Below are 17715 nucleotides of genomic sequence, written 5' to 3'. Positions count from 1 at the left end.
CGCTTACGTTTCCGCGCGTCGCTTAACCGCCAGGAAGAACACCACCAGCGCCGTCAGGGCGAAGAAGAACCACTGCCCGGCATAGGCGAGATGGTTGTTGGGAATATCCGCCGGGTCGGGCTTCGCCAGCGGTTCGAGCCCGGCCAGCGGCGGATCAGCCACGATCCGGCCGCCCGGCGCGATGATCCCGGTGACCGTTCCGCCAGTGTATTCCGGTGCTGCCGGATCGCGTGACCAGCCCAGCGCAACTTCTCCGGTCGCCCCGTCCGGCAACACACATTCGGCCTTGTGTGCCCACCCGCTCTGCCCGTTGGCGGAGCTGCCTGATACGGAAAGGATATTCGTCACCCGCGCGCATTCGAAACGGCTACGGCGGTACAGTGCTGCCTGCAGCGAAGCCTTGTCGCGGGGATAGGCGATTTCGCTTACGTCGGACTGGGCGGCGGAATAAATTGCCAGCTGCGCCTCCTTTTCCTGGAGGCGGCCAAGCTGCCAGAAGCCCAACGCAATCATGGTCGCGACCGCAGCGAGGACGATGATCGTGGCGACGACCGGGAGCTCGCGTATTTTCATGGCTTGCGTCCTGCTTCGCCCGCATGATTGCGGTATTCGGCAAACACCAGCGCGGCCTTCGCGGCTCTCAGGCCGAAGATCACCAGCGCCGTAGTGAGCGGCACCCAAAGGAGGACATGCACCCAGACGGGCGGTTCGTAAGACAATTGCAGCCACATCGCGAGGCCGACGATCAATGCACCGATGATCAGGATCAGGAACGCGGCGGGTCCGTCGCCCACGTTGAATTTCGAGAAATCCAGTGAACAGGTGCGGCAATGATCCGCGAATCTGGTCAGCCCGCCAAACAGCGTCCGTCCCCCGCAGCGGGGACACAAACCCAAAAGGGCAGCCTCGCCCATGCGTGGCTGCCCTTCCGGAATTTCAGGATCACCTGAGGTCATTAATGTATTTCAGCGCCCCAACCGCCCCAGACGTAGACGACAATGAACAGGAACAACCACACCACGTCGACGAAGTGCCAGTACCACGCCGCCGCTTCGAAACCAAAATGCTGGCGCGGAGTGAAGTGGCCCTTGTAGCTGCGCACGAGGCAGACGATCAGGAAGATCGTACCGACCAATACGTGGAAGCCGTGAAACCCGGTCGCCATGTAGAATGCGGAACTGTAGGTGTTGCCGCCGAATGCAAACGGCGCGTGGCTGTATTCGTAAGCCTGGATTGCGGAGAACAGGATGCCGAGCAGGATCGTAGCCCACAGGCCCTTCTTCAGCCCGTCACGGTCACCGTGGATCAGCGAGTGGTGCGCCCAGGTTACGGTGGTGCCCGAACACAGCAGGATCAGCGTGTTGAGCAGCGGCAGGTCGAACGGATCCATCACCGCTTCGATTGCCTTGGGCGGCCATTCGCCCGCGATCACTTCGGAAATCGTGCTCGGGAACAGGGAGAAATCGAACCAGCTCCAGAACCAGCCGACGAAGAACATCACTTCGGACGCGATGAACAGGATCATCCCGTAACGAAGATGCAACTGCACCACCGGCGTATGGTGGCCTTCTTCCGCTTCCTTGACGATGTTGGAAAACCAGCTGAAGAAACTGGCGATCAAACCCGCTACCCCGATACCCAGTACCAGATGCGCGTTGGCCATTTCGTGCATGAACAGCACCATGCCGCTCGTGAACGTGAGCGCCGATACGGACAGCGCAAGCGGCCAGATATCCGGCGGCAGAATGTGGTAACTGTGGTTTACTTTGCCAGCCATGAATCTCTTATCCTGTCAGAGCGGTTTCGGTTGCCCATAATAGGCCACGTTTATCAGGTCCAGTGCCGCGCGCGGCTATCTGGCAATTTTGCCCGGCGTGTCCCTATGATGCGGGATCAATCGCCTTATGGAAGGTGTAACTCAACGTGATCTGTTCCACATCCTTGGCATTCTCGTCCGCAAGGATCGCGGGATCGACGAAATAGAGCACCGGCATACGCACTTCTTCGCCGGGCTGCAGCGTCTGTTCGGTAAAGCAGAAGCACTGGATCTTGTTGAAGTACTTGCCCGTCTGTTCCGGTTCGACGTTGAAGGTCGCAGTGCCCGTAATCGGTACGTTGCTGTTGTTGCGGGCTGTGTAGAACGCGATATCGCGGACCCCGATGCGGATGGTATCCGTCGCCAGTTCGGGCTTGAAGGTCCACGGCACATCGCTGGCGATGTTACCGTCGAACCGGATGGAAATCTGCTTGCCCCCGGCGCTGGCCGCCGCGCGCTCGGCAAGGCTGGCTTCCTCTGCGCTGGCCCGCTGCGTGGTGCCGCCAAATCCGGTCACCTGGCAGAACAACTGGTACAGCGGTACCGCCGCATACCCCATGCCGAGCATGGCCAGCGCACCCAGGAATGCAATCAGGCCGACGCGGTTATTCTTGTTGTTGATCGCGCTACTGTTCATCATCAGTCACCCATGCGGACAATCGTAATGGCGTAAAACAACACGGCAAAAAACACCAGCAAGCCACCCAATACCCAGTTGCGGCTTTTCTGCCGGCGGCGGAATTCCGCGAGTTCTTCGGGCGTCATAGCGCAAATCCTTGGTAGGCCGCCACCCGGTCGACGACCAACGCAGCGAACAGGGCGAACAGGTAGAGGATGCTGAAGGCGAACAGCCGCTTTTCCGGCTTCATCGCATCGCCATCTTCGGAAATACGCGTGGCAACCGGGACCGACAGCGCGAGGAACGCGAGCGACAAGGCGATGGAGATGATCCCGTAAATCGCCCCGGTGCCGCCGATAAACCAAGGCGCGGCGGCGATCGGCACCAGCAACACCGAATAAACCATGATCTGGCGGCGGGTCGACGCCTGCCCGCGAACGACCGGCATCATCGGAATACCGACCTTGGCATAATCACTCTTGATGAACAGTGCGAGTGCCCAGAAATGCGGCGGGGTCCACATGAAGATGATCGCAAACAGCAGCACCGGCATCAAGGTGATATCGCCGGTAACCGCGACCCAACCGATCATCGGGGGGAATGCCCCTGCCGCGCCGCCGATGACGATGTTTTGCGGGGTGCGCGGCTTCAGCCACATCGTATAGATGATCGCGTAATAGAGTATCGACACCAGCAGGATCGACGCTGCCAGCCAGCCGATCGCGATACCCATCAGGCAGACCGAGAGGACCGACAGGGCAATTCCGAAATCGCGGGCGTTCGTCGGGTCCATCCGGCCAGCCGGTATCGGGCGCTTCTGGGTCCGCTTCATCCCGGCATCGAGATCACTTTCGAGCCATTGGTTGAGCGCACCCGCCCCGCCAGCGCCAAGCGCAATGCACAGGATAGCGGTAAACCCGAGCACCGGGTTGATCGACCCGGGCGCGGCGAGCAGCCCGCACAGGCCGGTAAAGATCACCAGGCTCATCACGCGCGGCTTGGTCAGCGCGTAGAAATCACGCCAATCGGTGGGCAGCGCCTGTTTCGTGATGGGTGCAGCGGTGGTCATCTGTCTCGAAGCCTCGCGGCTTGCTCCTCGGTTGGTTGGCCCAATTCGTTGGAAAGATGGGGGCGCACCGTATCCGGCACACCCCCACCCCTTTTTTTCTGCTGCCGCCCTGTTTGCGGGGCGGCGAAACCGTCAGGCCGTTACCGGACGGTGATCGTGGTAATCGTGATGGTCCTCGATCACCGGTAGCGTTTCGAACTGGTGATAGGGCGGCGGGCTGGAAAGGGTCCATTCCAGCGTAGTCGCACCCTCGCCCCAAGGATTGTCGCCCGCCTTCTTGCCGGCGATGAACGCATAGGCGAGGTTGACGAAGAATATCCCCATCGATCCGGCCATGATGTAATAGCCGTAGGACGAAATGTTGTTCCAGTAGGCGAACGCTTCCGGATAATCCGGGATCCGGCGCGGCATGCCGTCCATTCCCAGGAAGTGTTGCGGGAAGAAGATGATATTCACCCCGATGAAGAACACCCAGAAGTGCAGATGCGCGAGGAATTCGCTGTGCATCTTGCCGCTCATCTTCGGGAACCAGTAGTAGAAGCCGGCGAACAGGCTGAACACTGCGCCCATCGACAGCACGTAGTGGAAGTGAGCAACCACGTAATAGGTGTCGTGCAGCACATCGTCCACGCCGCCATTGGCAAGGACCACGCCCGTCACACCGCCCACGGTGAACAGGAAGATAAAGCCCATCGACCATACGAGCGGCGACTTGAATTCGATCGAACCGCCCCACATCGTGGCGATCCAGCTGAAGATCTTCACGCCGGTCGGAACTGCGATAACCATGGTCGCAGCGGTGAAATACATCTTCGTATTCACGTCGAGACCGGTGGTGTACATGTGGTGCGCCCAGACTACGAACCCGACCAGGCCGATCGCGACCATGGCGTACGCCATGCCGAGATAGCCGAATACTGGCTTGCGGCTGAAAGTAGCTACGATCTGGCTGATCATGCCGAAGCCCGGCAGGATCATGATGTACACTTCGGGATGGCCGAAGAACCAGAACAGATGCTGGTACAGCACCGGATCGCCGCCGCCGGCGGGATCGAAGAAGGTAGTGCCGAAATTACGGTCGGTCAGCAGCATGGTGATCGCCGCCGCCAGAACCGGAAGCGCCAGCAGCAGCAGGAATGCGGTGACCAGCACCGACCACACGAACAGCGGCATCTTGTGCAGGGTCATCCCCGGCGCGCGCATGTTGAAGATGGTGGTGATGAAGTTGATCGCGCCCATGATCGACGCGGCGCCCGCGAGATGGAGCGAGAAAATTGCGAAATCGACCGCAGGACCGGTGCTGCCGGTGGTTGAAAGCGGTGCGTAAGCGGTCCAGCCGATGCCGGCGCCCATCCCGGTCCCGCCGGGAACGAAGGTCGAGAACATGAGGCTGGTGAAACCGGCAACGGTTAGCCAGAACGAAATGTTGTTCATCCGCGGGAACGCCATGTCCGGCGCGCCGATCATCAGCGGCACGAACCAGTTGCCGAAACCGCCGATCATGGCGGGCATGACCATGAAGAACACCATGATCAGGCCGTGTGCGGTAATCAGCACGTTCCACATGTGCAAATTGGCATCGAAGCTGGCTTCGCCGCCCATCAGGCTGACCCAATAGCCGAGATACTGGATGCCCGGATCCGCCAGTTCCATCCGCATGATGCCGGAAATGAAACCGCCGATGATGCCCGCACAGATCGCAAAGATCAGGTACAGTGTACCGATATCCTTGTGGTTGGTGGACATGAACCAGCGGGCAAAGAACGCCGGCTTGTGATCGGCGTCATGATGGCCGTGATCTTCGGTATGAGCCTGGAACGTGTCGGCGGTGGTAGCCATGGTGTGCCTCTTAACCTTCAAATAATCGTGACGAACGTTATCGTCGTAGTCAGCTTACGGCCGCTTCGGGAGCGGTATCTGCAGGCGCGGCTTCCGCAGGCGCAGCGGCAGCGGGTGCCGCGGTTTCTTCAACCGGATCGCCGGCTACCGTGCCGCCCTGTTCGCGGACCCACGCTTCCCATTCGGCCCGGGGCAAGGCTTCGACCGCAATCGGCATGTAGCCATGGCGTGCGCCGCACAGTTCCGAACATTGACCGTAATAAATGCCGGGTTCCTTGATCGTCAGCAAGCGTTCGTTGAGCCGGCCGGGTACGGCGTCGAGCTTGAACCACAGTGACGGGACGGCGAAGGCGTGAATGACGTCCGCAGCGGTTGTCTGCAAGCGGATCGGGGTGTTCGCCGGCACGACCATGCGGTTGTCGACCGCCAGCATCGCCGGTTCGCCATTGGCAATCGCGTCTTCGTTCGACAGCATGTTCGACACAATCTCGAACCCGCCGTTGTCGGGATAGGTATAGCCCCAGTACCACTGGTATCCGGTCGCCTTGATCGTGACCGCATCGGCAGGCGGCGTTTCATACTGGCGCGCCAGAAGCGTGATCGAGGGAACCGCGATGACCACCAGGATCAGCACGGGGATCACGGTCCACACCACTTCGATGAAGGTGTTGTGCGTGGTCTTCGATGCGACCTTGTTGCGGCGGCGATTGAAGCGGACGACCACCCACAGCAGCAATCCGAGAACGAACAGGCTGATCACGGTGATGACCGGCAGGAGAATCGCATCGTGCATCCACAACGCGAATTCGCCGTCATCGGTGTACTGATTCTGGAAGGTCATACCCCGTTCGACGGGCTGACCCTTGATCATGTCGGTGCCGAGCGGCTGGTAGGCGCCCGCGGCAGGAACCGCATCTGACGTCGCAGCAGCATCAGCAGGCGCGGAATCGATGACCGGTGCCGAGGCCGCCGGAGGCAAGGGTGCCGTAACGTCCGCTGCAGCGTCTTGCGCCATAGCCACCTGCGGCGACATCGCCAAAGCGGCGGCCGCAGCAAGAGTAGTAACCATTGTCAGAGCCCGCTTGGACCAAGTACCGAAATTCATCAATCCGACGCTTTCCGCTAGAATTTCAACCGACTGGAGTAGCCATTCTCGGACCCAGAGGGGACCGGTATGGTGCGCCCTATACGCATGCTTGCCCCCACCCTCAAGCGCTTCTAGGAGAAATTTCCGCAACAGGGGTTGTCGGAAACCGAACGAAGCGCAACTTCGCGCGCAACATGGCAAGACAGAAACTATGACCGAAGAAGACGTTCTCTCTGAATTCCGGGCCAGCGGAGCCCTGTTGGAGGGGCATTTCAAGCTCTCGTCCGGTCGCCACAGCGCCCATTACCTACAATGCGCGCGGGTGCTGATGGACCCCATGCGCGCAGGCCGGCTGGCGAGCGCTATCGTGGCGGCGATGCCCCGCGAACTGCGCGGAGAAATCGAAAAGGTCGTGTCTCCGGCGATGGGCGGCATCATCATCGGCCATGAAATGGGCCGCACTCTAGGCAAAGAGGCGGTGTTCCTCGAACGTCCTGGCGGCACATTCGAACTGCGCCGGGGGTTCGACCTCAAGCAGGGTGAGAAGGTGCTGCTGGTCGAAGACGTGGTCACCACCGGCCTGTCCTCGAAAGAAGCGATGGCCGCGGTCGCCGAAGCGGGCGGAGAAGTTGTCGGACTCGCCGCCCTGGTCGACCGGACCAGTGACGAGGTGCAATTCGACGTACCTTTCTATCCGCTCGTGCAGATTACTTTCCCGACGTATGCGGAAGACGAACTGCCCGCGGAATTGGCGGCAATCCCGGTGACGAAACCGGGGAGCCGCAAATAATGGTGTCCCGCCTGCGTCTCGGGGTCAATATCGATCACGTCGCCACGATCCGCAACGCACGCGGCGGAGACCATCCCGATCCAGTCCGCGCGGCGGAGATCGTCGCAGCCGTGGGCGGCGACGGGATCACCGCCCACCTCCGCGAAGACCGCCGCCATATCCGCGACGACGATCTGCAGCGGATCCAGGCCGCGACCGACTTGCCGCTCAACCTCGAAATGGCCGCGACGGAAGAAATGCTCCGTATTGCACTGCGGCACAAACCCCACGCCGCCTGCATCGTGCCGGAAAACCGCGAGGAGCGCACGACCGAAGGGGGCCTTGATGCCGCGGGTCTGCATAACCGGCTGGCGCCGCTGGTCACGCGGCTGGTAGACGAAGGCATCCGGGTCAGCCTGTTCATCGAAGCCGATCCGCGCCAGCTGGAAGCCGCGATGCGGCTGGGCGCGCAGGTCGTTGAATTCCACACCGGCGAATACGCCAACGCCGAGGGCGCGAAGCGCGAAGCAGAACTGCGCCGGATTTCCGACATGGCCGCACTGGCGGTAAAGAACGGGATCGAACCGCACGCCGGCCACGGGCTCACGTATGACAATGTCCAGCCGATTGCCGCCATTCCGCAACTGGCGGAACTCAACATCGGCCATTATCTCGTTGGCGAGGCAGTGTTCGTCGGGCTGGAAGCGGCCGTGCGCCGGATGCGCGACCTGATGGATGACGCGAGATGAGGACCCCGCGATGATTATCGGACTTGGCAGCGATTTGTGCAGTATCGAGCGGATCCAGGCTGTGCTCGACCGCCACGGCGAGCGGTTCGAGAACCGCAGCTTCACCGAGATCGAGCGTGCCAAGGCTGCAAGGCGCCCGTTCACCCGCGCCGGCACCTACGCCAAGCGGTTCGCCGCGAAGGAAGCTTTTTCCAAGGCAGTCGGCACCGGCTTTTTCCGGGGTGTATATATGAAGGACATCGGGGTGGTGAATGCCCCTTCGGGCGCCCCCACGCTGGCGTTGACCAATGGCGCCGCAAAGCGGCTTGCGGAACTGACGCCCGCGGGCCATGAGGCAGTCATTCATCTGACCCTAACGGACGACCATCCATGGGCACAGGCTTTCGTGATTATCGAAGCGGTTCCCTCTTGAATCCAGGCACCTCATGAACACCGGTAACGAAGCATTGGTAACAGAATTGAAAAACAAAGACGTGCGCAGTGGCAGCCAGGACAGCGAAAAGGTCAACTGGCTGGCCGAATTGCGCGGCCTCGCGCTGATGTTGCTGGCGGTGCTGATGTTTCACACTTTCGTGGCCAAGCCTTTCTACATCCCTTCGCCCAGCATGATGCCGAGCCTGCTGGAAGGGGACCGGTTGGTGGTCAGCAAGTATCCCTACGGCTGGTCGTGGGTATCCGCCTCGTTCCACGTGCTGCCGCGCGGCGAGACGCGGATCTGGCCGGCAACACCGGAATACGGCGATATCGTGGTCCCGGTGCCCCCGCATCACGACGTCGATTACATCAAGCGGGTGGTCGGCCTGCCCGGTGACCGGCTGGCCGTGGTCGATGGACAGATCATCCTGAACGGAGTGCCGGTACCCCAGAAGGTCGAACCGGCAATCCAGATCCCGACCGACCCGAACAACACCTGCGACGAATTCTCGTATCCCGGCATGGCGGTGACGCTGCAATCGGGCAAACAGGTTTGCGAAATGCCGACCTACCGCGAAACGCTGCCTAACGGTGCGACCTATCTGATCATCGATCACCGGAGTCAGGAACTGGATAATTATCCGGAGATCACCATTCCCGAAGGTCATGTCTTCCTGATGGGCGACAACCGCGATCATTCCTCGGACAGCCGTGCCGACGCTGCGCCCCCCGGCGCGCCGGTCCCCACCGGGCTTGGCGGCCCCGTTCCGCTGGAAAATATCGGCGGCCGTGCGGAATTCATCACTTTCTCGCTTGACGGGACCACGAGCTGGAACCCGATAAGCTGGTGGACGTCATTGCGCGGTGACCGCGCGTGGACGACACTTCGCCCGGCAAAGGTGAAGGTCGCAGGGGAACCCGGAAATGACTGATCCAGACAAATCGAGCGGCGCCGATGGAGGTTTGCCTGCCGGGCATATGAGTTCGAGTCCCACGATGATCTCCAACAGCCAGCTGCGATACGAAGCCAAGCGCGCCTTTGTCTGGACCGCTGTGGTCGGATTGGTCGTGCTGGCGGTCTACATCTCGCAGTCCCTGCTCGTCATCTTCGGCGCGATGGTGTTCGCTTCGATGATCGATGGCGGAGCCCGGCTGCTGGGCCGCGCGCTCAAGATCCGCCGGATGTGGCGCGTGGGCATCGTCCTGCTGCTGACGCTGGCATTCTTCTACTGGCTGGCCACCTACGCCGGATCGCAGATATCGCGCGAGGCGGCGCAATTCCCGCAGATCATCGAGGCGCAGGTCAGCCAGGCCATTTCCTGGCTCGAAGGACAGGGCTTCGCGATCGACCAGGGCGACATCCAGAACCTGGCGGGCAACCTGATGAGCGGCGTCGGCACCGTCACCCGGGCAATCGGCGGCATTTTCGGCGGATTCACGACCTTGCTGCTGATCGGCATCATCGGGATCTACTTCGCCATGGAGCCCGACCTGTATGAGCGTGGCGTCGCCTGGATGCTCCCCAACCACAAACGGTCCGACTTCTATATCACCGCTTCCAAGATGGGCGCCGCGATGCGCCGCCTGATGGCCGGACGGCTGGTGGGAATGGTGTTCGAAGGGCTGTTCACCTGGGCGCTGCTGTCGTTCTACGGGGTACCGATGGCCGCGCTGCTCGGGATATTGACCGGCCTGCTGGCTTTCATTCCCAATCTTGGCGCGCTCATTTCCGGGGTACTGATGGTGCTGGTCGGATTTTCGGGCGGGACCGATATGGGGCTTTACACCATCTTCGTCTATTTCCTGGTCCAGACCTTCGACGGCTATGTGATCATCCCGTTGATCGCCAAGAAAACGGTCGACCTCGCTCCGGCGCTGGTGTTGGCGGCGCAGCTGATCATGGGTATCCTGTTCGGAGTTCTCGGCCTGTTTCTGGCCGATCCGATGATGGCCATGATCAAGGTATTCCTGGAACGGCGCTCCGAACAGAACGACCAGCAACTCGATCAAGAGGCGATAGCGACCCATGGCACGTAAATTCCTGTATTTCGTCGCCGGCATCGCCATCCTGGTCATCGCTGGCGGCTTCGTGCTGAGCATCTGGTCGAACGAACTGACCCGGCTGGCGATGGTGCCGCGCGGCGAATTCGTCGAACAGCAGCCGCTCGACCAGAACGCCTATCTCGATCCGGACATGTGGTATTCCCGCCCCGGCATCGGCACCGACGACCCCTCGCGCTGGCAGCCCGCGACCGCGGGGGTCGAGCAGACCCCGCCGCCAAGCAGTGATCCGGAACAGGATTACGCGGTGTTTTTCGTCCACCCGACCAGCTTCATCGACCGGAGCCAGTGGAATGCCCCGCTGGACGACGCGGAATCGCAGCGTATTGCGCGGGTCTACCTGCGCGGCATGGCCAGCCCGTTCAACCAGGCGAGCGAGATATGGGCGCCAAAATACCGTCAGGCCACATTCGGTGCGTTCCTCACCGATTCTCCCGAAGCCCAGGCTGCACTGAAGGCTGCCTATTCCGATGTCCGGCAGGCTTTTGCGGTGTTTACCGCCAGCGTCGATCCGAACACGCCAATTGTGCTGGCCGGCCATAGCCAGGGTGCGCTTCACCTGTTGCAATTGTTGCGGGAAGAAGTTGCCGGGACACAGCTCGCCCCGCGCATCGCCGCGATTTACGCCATTGGCTGGCCGATTTCGGTGGAGCACGACCTTCCCGCGCTCGGCTTCCCGGCTTGCGCGACCTCCGCCCAGCCCGGTTGCATCATGAGCTGGTCCAGCTTTGCCGAACCTGCCGACCCGTCGCAGGTGCTTGAAAGTTACGCCGCATCAACCGGCTTTGACGGAACCCTCCGCGGCGACAGCCCGATCCTGTGCACCAACCCCCTGACCGGCGGTACCGGCGGGGTCGCGGTCGCGACAAAGAACCTCGGAACATTGGTGCCGGACGACACCATGTCGAGCGGCGAACTGGTGCCTGGCGCGGTCCCGGCCCGGTGTTCGAACAACGGGCTGCTGCTGATCGGCGATCCGCCCGAAATGGGCGGCGCAGTTTTGCCGGGCAACAATTACCATGTGTATGACATTCCGCTGTTCTGGGAGAACCTCCACCAGAACGTCGCCGGCAGGGTAGCGGCATGGAATCCGGCGCAGTAATTACCGACAGCGCGCGCGAGTTCAGCGAGGTCCTGCCCGGCGGCGGGGCGCTGCTGGCGATCGATCTCGGCACCAAGACACTCGGGGTGGCGACCTGCGATGCGGGCTGGCAATTCGCCACCGCAGGCAAGACGCTTCCGCGCGGGAAATTCGGGCGGGACCGTGATGCGCTCGCCGCGCTGCTTGCCGAACGCGGCGTAAAGGGCTTGGTGATTGGCCTGCCGCGCAACATGGACGGAAGCGAAGGACCCCGCGCACAGGCAAGCCGAGCCTACGCGCGCAATTTGTCGGAGGCCTTCGAACTCCCGGTGCTGCTGTGGGACGAGCGCTGGTCCACCGCCAGTGCGGAAAGCGCGATGATCGGGCAGGATTTCAGCCGCCGGAAGCGTGCCGAACGGATCGACAGCCACGCGGCAGCCGTGTTCCTGCAGGGTGCGATCGACGCCATGACCAGCAACGCCTTCTAAGGGTTTTCGCGCCGCCGCCGTTTGGCTTCCTCCGCCACCAGCCGATTGCCGGACAGTTCCGCTGTACGCCACAAGGCGTCGCGCCCTTCCCGGTCCAGTAGCAGCGCGCGGGCTTCGAAGCTTGCCCAGCGCATACGGTCGCTCGGGTGACTGCCGCCGAACCGCTCGGCGAGGTCCAGCGCCTCGTCCCCGCCCAGCCCGACCGCCAGCCGCAGGAAGGTCTCGGTCGAGGTCGGATTGAGCACCGCGCTGATCGTATCGCTGGCAGGATCGAAGCGGTACTGGTCATGCCACCCTTGCGCCGCGTCGATCCCCATCACGTTGAGCGAGACCGACATCGATTTCGGCGGCAGCTGGCTGTGCACGTCGAGATGCGCGCGGTAGAACATCAATTTTCCCGGTGACAGGGTGCTGCGTTCGATGAACCGCAAACCCGCATGTTCCCCACTCCAGCCAGAAACTTCCTCGTAATCATATTCGTAATAGTCGCTCACATACCCCGGACCGAAATAGCCCAAGGTCAGGAAATCGAAATTGTGGTCATGCGGCGTGCCATAAACGAAACTGCCGCCGCCGCTGGCACGGAAGGCATGGTCCTGTTCCCCGGGCCAGATGTTCGCGCGCAGGAAATAACCACCAGCGGTACCTGAAAGCATAATCGCCTGAGGGCTGTACGCGCTCTCGTCCGGCGCATCGCGGGCCGGTCGCGCAGGCGCCCCAACATGAGGTCACCGAGGAAATCGCGGTCGTTGCCCAGACGGCGCAGCCATAACGCGGCGTGATCGACGCTCGCATCGTCGCGCGCATCGAAACCTGCGCCGTCCAGCGTGGCGACTACCTCCGCCAGGCTGCAGGTTTCGTCCGAGGAGCAATCGATCACGCGGGGCATAGGGTTTCCTCGAACTCGGCAAGCTGGGGGTGCGCTTCGATCAATTGCGCGCGCAGGCTGCTGGCTCTGTCCGACAGGGTGTCTCCCGCATCACGGGCAATCACGCAAAGCGCGGAAAAACCAGTCGCTGTATCCAGCGCCAAACATTCGCACAGCGCCTGCCAGCGAAGGTGGTCACTACCGCGACGAGCCATGTCGGCCAGTACGGGGGCAGCGTCACGGCGGCCCATCCGGCCAAGCAGCGATACCATCATCTCATGACAGCTATCGCGCTTGTCACCCGCGGCCTGGTGGACCAAAATCCCGTCGTCCAAACGGAATTCGACACTCGGTTTCGGCGCAGTGGCGGTTCTCCCGAGACGCAGGATCACCAGCCGGTCCGCGACGCTTTCGACGCGCTTGGTTTCGAACATTCCCGAAAGCGAAAGGCTATGCCCGGGCCAGAATTTGATCGATGCAGTGCACAATGAAGCTTGTGGCGCATCCCTGTCTCGCCGGATAATCTGCATTGTTCCCGCTCCGGCAATGGCGATTTCGTGCCGCTCGGTGTCCGTAAAGCAGATCGTCTTGGGCGGCGGACCTGCCCCGCATCGTTCGTACATCACCAGAGACAAGACGGCGCCGCGCGACGCGGCAAGCTGGAGAACCGCCATCCCCCCGGAATGTTGGTGGCGGAACGGAACCTGGCCCAGCGGATGCGCCGCCAATTGCGGCAGGACTTCCGCAACCAGCCCTTCGACCAGTGCTAGAGGCCTTTCGCTATTCGCGAAAAGGCTGCGCAGCGCAGGACAATCGCCGAGATGGTCGCCGCGGCCATATCGGACCAGTTCGGCAAATACCGCGGCGTTGTCGCGGGACTCCCGCCAGGCGGATTTGCACCGTTCCAAAGCGGTTTGCGCGATGCGCTGCGAAGCAGGGTTGCTCCGCAGCGCACGCAAGTCGGGATCGATCCGCATTTCTGACGGACCCTAAATCAGCGCCTCGGGCGGCACGGCTTCGTAGAGGAACACCATGAGCATGATGATCCGGTCGTCGGTGGAAACCGTGGCAAGGTCCGAAAGGCTGCCGAAGGCGCCGGTCAGTTGTCCCAGGTCTGGCAGGGCCGACAGGTCGATCGATCGTAATTTCATTGGTTTCTTCCCCATTGTCGCGGACATCATTGTTCCGCCGGGGCCTGCTGCCGGTCGGAAGGCTCCAGGTGAAATTAAAACATTGAAAAGCACCGGGGCAGTCTGCAGTGCGTCCCGATGTCCGTGACCCGCACCCCCGACACCCGCATTGAGGAGCAGAGCTACGGCTTTGATCCGGGCCGCGCTGCGCCTTTGCTGCTGCAGCACGGGCATTCCGGAAGGCTGGGTCTGAAATACCGGGCGCATGGCGATAATTGGGCGGAGCTCGAACTGCCGTGGCGGGAAGATTTGTTGGGAGAAGCGGAGCGCCACGTGCTCGCCTCCGGCCCGATCATCAGCATGATGGACACTGCCTCGAGCCTGTCGATATGGACTGCCCAAGGCCGCTTTACCGCGATCGCGACGCTGGACCTGCGAGTGGATTACCAGCGTCCGGCAAGAGACCGGGCGGCGGTGATTGGCCGCGCGGAATGCTACAAGATCACCCGCTCCGCCGCATTCGTGCGGGGTATCGCGCATGACGGCGATCCGGAGGACCCGGTCGCCCACGTCGCCGGCGTGTTCATGCACATTGCCGGGGATCCCGGTAATGGCTGAGGCGGGTAGAGATGCAGCACTGACACCTTACGCCCACTCGCTCGGGATCGTGGTCCATGGTCACGATGGCGGCAGCCCGGTTCTCGCCTGCAAATTCAACACCAATGTGGAAGGGCGACCGGGAAATCTGCATGGCGGCGCGATCAGCGGCCTTCTCGAAACTGCTGGCTATGCGGTGCTCCGCAGCGAATTGTCCAAGCTGGGCCGCAGCCACCGGCTCAAGCCGATCAACATCACGGTCCAGTTCCTCGCGCCGGGCAAGCCAAAACTCACCTATGCGACGGCGCGGATTACCAAGCTGGGCCGGCGCAACGCGAACATCGCGGTCGAGGCGTGGCAGGACGATCGCAGCCGCCCGATCGCGACCGCGATCATGAATATACTGATGGCACCCGAGGACGTAACCGCCGGGACTTTGGGCTCGACTTAGGCCTTGCCGACAACGCTCTCGGGCAATTCGGTGGCAAACACCCGTTGGTAATATTCCGCTACCAGCATCCGCTCCGCTTCATCGCACTTGTTGAGGAAGCTGAGCCGGAACGCGAAACCGACATCCTTGAAGATCGCCGCATTCTGCGCCCAGGTGATGACCGTACGCGGGCTCATCACCGTCGAAATGTCACCGTTCATGAAGCCCTGGCGGGTCAGGTCGGCGACCTTGACCATGTCCGCGATCACCTTGGGATCGGTCTCGGGGTTCTTCGCCGCGACGATTTTCTGTTCGGTTTCGGCTGGCAGATAGTTCAGCCCGACAACGATGTTCCAGCGGTCCATCTGGCCCTGGTTGATCGCCTGCGTGCCGTGATAGAGCCCGCTGGTATCGCCCAGCCCGACCGTGTTGGCGGTGGCGAACAGGCGGAAATTAGGATCGGGGCGGATGACCCGGTTCTGGTCGAGCAGGGTCAGCTTGCCTTCCGCTTCCAGCACGCGCTGGATCACGAACATCACGTCCGGGCGGCCCGCGTCGTATTCGTCGAACACCAGCGCGACCGGATGCTGCAGCGCCCATGGCAGCAATCCTTCGCGGAATTCGGTCACCTGAAGTCCGTCACGCAGCACGATCGCATCGCGCCCGACCAGGTCGATCCGGCTGATGTGCGCGTCGAGGTTGATCCGGATGCACGGCCATTTAAGGCGCGCTGCAACCTGCTCGATATGCGTCGATTTTCCGGTGCCGTGATAGCCCTGCACCATGACCCGCCGATTGTGCGCAAATCCGGCCAGGATCGCCAGCGTCGTGTCCGGATCGAACACATAGCTTCCATCGAGATCGGGCACCCGCTCATCGCTCTGCGAAAAGGCGGGGACCATCATGTCGACGTCGACCCCGAATACCTCGCGAACGCTGACTTGGGTGTCAGGTGCGGACAGGGCGGTCTTGCTGGATGGGTCGAAGCTTTGTGTCGTATCGGTCATTGCGCGGCTACGCCTAGACGGGAGCGTGACGCCCTGCAAGCCGGGACATTGGTCCGTATAGGGGAAACATTTCATTCGTGTTCGGAGCTCCTATATGACCCGTATATGCTGCTTCCCCGCCCTTCCGAGAAAATCCGCGAGCAGCTGGTTGGCCGCGTCCGCGCGTTGTTCAACGATGTGGAAGGCGGGCAGAAGCCGGTGCCGCCATCGGACAACGCGCTGTTTGAACGCGATTCGCCGATCCGCCTGGTCCATGCCGACATAATCTCGATGATGGTCGGCGGGGTGCGCGGGCTACTGCTGCAGATGCTCCACCCTCATGCCCTGCAGGGTGTGCTCGACCATTCGGATTTCCGTAGCGACATGCATGGTCGGCTACGCCGGACCGCGAGGTTCATCGCGGTGACGACTTTCGGTGAGGCGAGCGAAGCGGAAAAGACCATTGCCCGGGTTAACCGGATCCACCGGCGGGTAACCGGGACCCTGCCGGACGGAACCGCCTATTCCGCCACCAACCCGCAAACCCTTGCGTGGGTCCACTTGGCGGAGGCAACCAGTTTCCTGGAGGGTTATCTACGTTATGTCCGGCCCGCGATGCCCTATGCGGAACAGGACGAATATTTTCGCCAGTTCGCCGTGATCGCCCGCAAGCTGGGTGCCGATCCGGTGCCGGAAACCCGGGCCGAGGCCGAGCGCATGCTGCGCGAAATGCGCCCGCAACTGCACTCCTCGCCCGCCGCGAAGGAAATTGCCCGGCTGGTGCTGAGCCAGCGCCCCGAGGGTACCCCGATTGCAGTACAAAAACTGCTGGGCACGGCGGCGGTCGACCTGCTGCCCCCCTACGCCCGGACTATGCTTGGCTTGCAGGCCCCGGGGTTTGGCGCCCTGCCTGCCCGCGCCGCCACGCAGTCGATGGGTTCCGCCTTGCGCTGGGCGTTCCGGCAGTAAAGCGCCCGCTCAGCCGATCTTCGGGGGAAGCTCGAGTGCATTCGCGAGATGCCGGGCCGCGTCCCTGTCGCCGGAAATCTCCAGCGAACCCTGGCTTTCTAAAAGTTCGAACGGCACATCGCCGTAAAAGGCCGCGGCCAGCGGCGGCGCTGTTTCGGCACGGAATACACAATCCGTTTGGGTGAAGTCGCTGCCACGGGATATCACCAGAGCTCCGCGCTCGAGCAGGCCGGTAAATTTTTCGCCCCCGACCGCAAATCCATAGACCGCGTCACGCTCTCCCGCGCGGACTCTGTCGATCATGGTCCGCATCGACAGCATCAGCGACACCGGCGATAGCGGCATGGTCGGATCATGCAGCGTCGAGCGCGCCGCCCATCGGCCCAGTTCCTGCAGCATCGGCTCCGCCATCGCGCCCCATTGGGTCAGTTCGTACAGCTTGGCCGTCACCGGCGGTGCACTGACCGATTTGCGGATCACTCCCGAAATTTCGAGCGATTCCAGCCGCTCAGTCAGGATTTTCGCGCTGATCCCCGGCAGGCTGCGGCGCAGGTCGGAAAACCGGCGGCCGCCGAACATCAGTTCGCGCACAATCAGCAGGGACCATCTCTCGCCGATTACTTCAAGGGCAAACGCGGTGCCGCACGCATCATCATACCAGCGGCCGTGAACGCGTCGATCGGCCGCATTGGTTTCTTTTTGTAACTTCATAGTTGCCTTTAGTAACCGATTCCGGCATGACT

23 protein-coding genes are annotated in these 17715 nt (G+C 62.0%); 10 read left to right on the top strand and 13 right to left on the bottom strand.

The genetic code is table 11. From position 1 onward, the window contains the following. Positions 1-3: 3 nt before the first annotated feature. The 8 genes from GRI65_RS13405 to coxB all read right to left on the bottom strand — a co-directional run bounded on the left by GRI65_RS13405 (position 4) and on the right by coxB (position 6448). Positions 4-573, bottom strand: coding sequence for an SURF1 family protein (locus tag GRI65_RS13405; protein ID WP_202391320.1), 570 nt, complete (start codon positions 571-573; stop codon positions 4-6). Then, positions 570-956: a DUF983 domain-containing protein gene (locus tag GRI65_RS13400; protein ID WP_160757044.1), complete on the bottom strand. Its 387-nt coding sequence runs from the start codon at positions 954-956 to the stop codon at positions 570-572. Before GRI65_RS13400 ends, GRI65_RS13405 begins: the two co-directional genes overlap by 4 nt. Continuing rightward, a complete protein-coding gene (locus GRI65_RS13395; RefSeq protein ID WP_160757043.1) occupies positions 956-1777 on the bottom strand; it encodes a cytochrome c oxidase subunit 3 in 822 nt (273 codons plus the stop codon). Before GRI65_RS13395 ends, GRI65_RS13400 begins: the two co-directional genes overlap by 1 nt. A gap of 103 nt (positions 1778-1880) precedes the next feature. Further along, entirely contained in the window at positions 1881-2453 is a 573-nt protein-coding gene (locus tag GRI65_RS13390) for a cytochrome c oxidase assembly protein (protein ID WP_160757158.1), read from the bottom strand. Positions 2454-2455: 2 nt separating this feature from the next. Next, a complete protein-coding gene (locus GRI65_RS15415) occupies positions 2456-2581 on the bottom strand; it encodes a hypothetical protein (protein ID WP_269816329.1) in 126 nt (41 codons plus the stop codon). Further along, on the bottom strand, positions 2578-3504 hold the full coding sequence (locus GRI65_RS13385) for a heme o synthase (protein WP_160757042.1): 927 nt from the start codon (positions 3502-3504) through the stop codon (positions 2578-2580). The genes GRI65_RS15415 and GRI65_RS13385 overlap by 4 nt, the downstream gene beginning before the upstream one ends. 132 nt (positions 3505-3636) lie before the next feature. Then, a complete protein-coding gene (gene ctaD, locus GRI65_RS13380) occupies positions 3637-5343 on the bottom strand; it encodes a cytochrome c oxidase subunit I (RefSeq protein ID WP_160757041.1) in 1707 nt (568 codons plus the stop codon). 49 nt (positions 5344-5392) lie between these two features. Then, positions 5393-6448 carry a cytochrome c oxidase subunit II gene (gene coxB, locus GRI65_RS13375; protein WP_232844141.1) on the bottom strand — a complete coding sequence of 352 codons (1056 nt, stop codon included), beginning with the start codon at positions 6446-6448 and terminating at the stop codon, positions 5393-5395. A 193-nt stretch (positions 6449-6641) separates the two neighbouring features. Between coxB and pyrE the strand changes: the two genes are divergently transcribed. From pyrE to ruvX, 7 genes are read left to right on the top strand one after another with little or no spacing between them, the layout of a single operon-like run. Next, positions 6642-7220: an orotate phosphoribosyltransferase gene (pyrE, locus tag GRI65_RS13370; protein ID WP_160757040.1), complete on the top strand. Its 579-nt coding sequence runs from the start codon at positions 6642-6644 to the stop codon at positions 7218-7220. Beyond that, positions 7220-7948 (top strand): pyridoxine 5'-phosphate synthase, encoded by a 729-nt coding sequence (locus GRI65_RS13365; RefSeq protein ID WP_160757039.1) that lies wholly within the window; start codon positions 7220-7222, stop codon positions 7946-7948. Before pyrE ends, GRI65_RS13365 begins: the two co-directional genes overlap by 1 nt. A gap of 10 nt (positions 7949-7958) precedes the next feature. Beyond that, positions 7959-8360 (top strand): holo-ACP synthase, encoded by a 402-nt coding sequence (gene acpS / locus GRI65_RS13360; protein ID WP_160757156.1) that lies wholly within the window; start codon positions 7959-7961, stop codon positions 8358-8360. A gap of 13 nt (positions 8361-8373) precedes the next feature. Then, on the top strand, positions 8374-9294 hold the full coding sequence (gene lepB, locus GRI65_RS13355) for a signal peptidase I (RefSeq protein WP_160757038.1): 921 nt from the start codon (positions 8374-8376) through the stop codon (positions 9292-9294). Then, entirely contained in the window at positions 9287-10399 is a 1113-nt protein-coding gene (locus tag GRI65_RS13350) for an AI-2E family transporter (protein ID WP_160757037.1), read from the top strand. The genes lepB and GRI65_RS13350 overlap by 8 nt, the downstream gene beginning before the upstream one ends. Then, positions 10389-11525 (top strand): DUF3089 domain-containing protein, encoded by a 1137-nt coding sequence (locus GRI65_RS13345; RefSeq protein WP_160757036.1) that lies wholly within the window; start codon positions 10389-10391, stop codon positions 11523-11525. The genes GRI65_RS13350 and GRI65_RS13345 overlap by 11 nt, the downstream gene beginning before the upstream one ends. Next, positions 11507-11992: a Holliday junction resolvase RuvX gene (gene ruvX, locus GRI65_RS13340; protein ID WP_160757035.1), complete on the top strand. Its 486-nt coding sequence runs from the start codon at positions 11507-11509 to the stop codon at positions 11990-11992. Before GRI65_RS13345 ends, ruvX begins: the two co-directional genes overlap by 19 nt. Here ruvX and GRI65_RS13335 read toward each other — a convergent pair. The 3 genes from GRI65_RS13335 to GRI65_RS15155 form a co-directional block, all read right to left on the bottom strand. After that, positions 11989-12648, bottom strand: a complete 660-nt coding sequence (locus GRI65_RS13335; RefSeq protein WP_232844140.1) for a helix-turn-helix transcriptional regulator — start codon at positions 12646-12648, stop codon at positions 11989-11991. The two genes, ruvX and GRI65_RS13335, sit on opposite strands and share 4 nt — an antisense overlap. A 220-nt stretch (positions 12649-12868) precedes the next feature. Continuing rightward, positions 12869-13837: a hypothetical protein gene (locus tag GRI65_RS13330; protein WP_160757034.1), complete on the bottom strand. Its 969-nt coding sequence runs from the start codon at positions 13835-13837 to the stop codon at positions 12869-12871. A gap of 12 nt (positions 13838-13849) precedes the next feature. Continuing rightward, entirely contained in the window at positions 13850-14011 is a 162-nt protein-coding gene (locus tag GRI65_RS15155; protein ID WP_202391319.1) for a hypothetical protein, read from the bottom strand. 117 nt (positions 14012-14128) lie between these two features. On the opposite strand from GRI65_RS15155, the gene GRI65_RS13325 reads away from it, so the two are divergent. Together GRI65_RS13325 and GRI65_RS13320 are read left to right on the top strand one after the other, a co-directional pair. Further along, positions 14129-14608: a PaaI family thioesterase gene (locus GRI65_RS13325; protein WP_160757033.1), complete on the top strand. Its 480-nt coding sequence runs from the start codon at positions 14129-14131 to the stop codon at positions 14606-14608. Beyond that, positions 14601-15038 carry a PaaI family thioesterase gene (locus GRI65_RS13320; protein ID WP_160757032.1) on the top strand — a complete coding sequence of 146 codons (438 nt, stop codon included), beginning with the start codon at positions 14601-14603 and terminating at the stop codon, positions 15036-15038. Before GRI65_RS13325 ends, GRI65_RS13320 begins: the two co-directional genes overlap by 8 nt. Here the strand turns inward: GRI65_RS13320 and cobS are convergent. After that, positions 15035-16024 carry a cobaltochelatase subunit CobS gene (gene cobS, locus GRI65_RS13315; protein WP_160757031.1) on the bottom strand — a complete coding sequence of 330 codons (990 nt, stop codon included), beginning with the start codon at positions 16022-16024 and terminating at the stop codon, positions 15035-15037. The genes GRI65_RS13320 and cobS overlap by 4 nt on opposite strands. A 105-nt stretch (positions 16025-16129) precedes the next feature. Here cobS and GRI65_RS13310 point away from each other — a divergent pair, with 105 nt between their 5' ends. Further along, complete coding sequence (locus GRI65_RS13310) at positions 16130-16972, top strand: oxygenase MpaB family protein (RefSeq protein ID WP_160757030.1); 843 nt, start codon at positions 16130-16132, stop codon at positions 16970-16972. A 9-nt stretch (positions 16973-16981) separates the two neighbouring features. Here the strand turns inward: GRI65_RS13310 and GRI65_RS13305 are convergent, their stop codons facing one another. Continuing rightward, positions 16982-17683: a winged helix-turn-helix transcriptional regulator gene (locus tag GRI65_RS13305; RefSeq protein ID WP_160757029.1), complete on the bottom strand. Its 702-nt coding sequence runs from the start codon at positions 17681-17683 to the stop codon at positions 16982-16984. Positions 17684-17715: the final 32 nt, after the last annotated feature.

It is taken from the genome of Allopontixanthobacter sediminis (assembly GCF_009828115.1).
In the GTDB taxonomy this organism is placed as follows: domain Bacteria; phylum Pseudomonadota; class Alphaproteobacteria; order Sphingomonadales; family Sphingomonadaceae; genus Allopontixanthobacter; species Allopontixanthobacter sediminis.
Note: the sequence above shows the minus strand (reverse complement) of the source record. Positions and strands in the feature narration are given on the sequence as shown.

Excerpts from the sequence above, each read along its gene's own strand:
- GRI65_RS13405 (WP_202391320.1), bottom strand. The coding sequence starts at position 573 with ATGAAAATACGCGAGCTCCCGGTCGTCGCCACGATCATCGTCCTCGCT.
- GRI65_RS13400 (WP_160757044.1), bottom strand. The coding sequence starts at position 956 with ATGACCTCAGGTGATCCTGAAATTCCGGAAGGGCAGCCACGCATGGGC.
- GRI65_RS13395 (WP_160757043.1), bottom strand. The coding sequence starts at position 1,777 with ATGGCTGGCAAAGTAAACCACAGTTACCACATTCTGCCGCCGGATATC.
- GRI65_RS13390 (WP_160757158.1), bottom strand. The coding sequence starts at position 2,453 with ATGAACAGTAGCGCGATCAACAACAAGAATAACCGCGTCGGCCTGATT.
- GRI65_RS15415 (WP_269816329.1), bottom strand. The coding sequence starts at position 2,581 with ATGACGCCCGAAGAACTCGCGGAATTCCGCCGCCGGCAGAAAAGCCGC.
- GRI65_RS13385 (WP_160757042.1), bottom strand. The coding sequence starts at position 3,504 with ATGACCACCGCTGCACCCATCACGAAACAGGCGCTGCCCACCGATTGG.
- ctaD (WP_160757041.1), bottom strand. The coding sequence starts at position 5,343 with ATGGCTACCACCGCCGACACGTTCCAGGCTCATACCGAAGATCACGGC.
- coxB (WP_232844141.1), bottom strand. The coding sequence starts at position 6,448 with ATGAATTTCGGTACTTGGTCCAAGCGGGCTCTGACAATGGTTACTACT.
- pyrE (WP_160757040.1), top strand. The coding sequence starts at position 6,642 with ATGACCGAAGAAGACGTTCTCTCTGAATTCCGGGCCAGCGGAGCCCTG.
- GRI65_RS13365 (WP_160757039.1), top strand. The coding sequence starts at position 7,220 with ATGGTGTCCCGCCTGCGTCTCGGGGTCAATATCGATCACGTCGCCACG.
- acpS (WP_160757156.1), top strand. The coding sequence starts at position 7,959 with ATGATTATCGGACTTGGCAGCGATTTGTGCAGTATCGAGCGGATCCAG.
- lepB (WP_160757038.1), top strand. The coding sequence starts at position 8,374 with ATGAACACCGGTAACGAAGCATTGGTAACAGAATTGAAAAACAAAGAC.
- GRI65_RS13350 (WP_160757037.1), top strand. The coding sequence starts at position 9,287 with ATGACTGATCCAGACAAATCGAGCGGCGCCGATGGAGGTTTGCCTGCC.
- GRI65_RS13345 (WP_160757036.1), top strand. The coding sequence starts at position 10,389 with ATGGCACGTAAATTCCTGTATTTCGTCGCCGGCATCGCCATCCTGGTC.
- ruvX (WP_160757035.1), top strand. The coding sequence starts at position 11,507 with ATGGAATCCGGCGCAGTAATTACCGACAGCGCGCGCGAGTTCAGCGAG.
- GRI65_RS13335 (WP_232844140.1), bottom strand. The coding sequence starts at position 12,648 with ATGCTTTCAGGTACCGCTGGTGGTTATTTCCTGCGCGCGAACATCTGG.
- GRI65_RS13330 (WP_160757034.1), bottom strand. The coding sequence starts at position 13,837 with ATGCGGATCGATCCCGACTTGCGTGCGCTGCGGAGCAACCCTGCTTCG.
- GRI65_RS15155 (WP_202391319.1), bottom strand. The coding sequence starts at position 14,011 with ATGAAATTACGATCGATCGACCTGTCGGCCCTGCCAGACCTGGGACAA.
- GRI65_RS13325 (WP_160757033.1), top strand. The coding sequence starts at position 14,129 with ATGTCCGTGACCCGCACCCCCGACACCCGCATTGAGGAGCAGAGCTAC.
- GRI65_RS13320 (WP_160757032.1), top strand. The coding sequence starts at position 14,601 with ATGGCTGAGGCGGGTAGAGATGCAGCACTGACACCTTACGCCCACTCG.
- cobS (WP_160757031.1), bottom strand. The coding sequence starts at position 16,024 with ATGACCGATACGACACAAAGCTTCGACCCATCCAGCAAGACCGCCCTG.
- GRI65_RS13310 (WP_160757030.1), top strand. The coding sequence starts at position 16,130 with ATGCTGCTTCCCCGCCCTTCCGAGAAAATCCGCGAGCAGCTGGTTGGC.
- GRI65_RS13305 (WP_160757029.1), bottom strand. The coding sequence starts at position 17,683 with ATGAAGTTACAAAAAGAAACCAATGCGGCCGATCGACGCGTTCACGGC.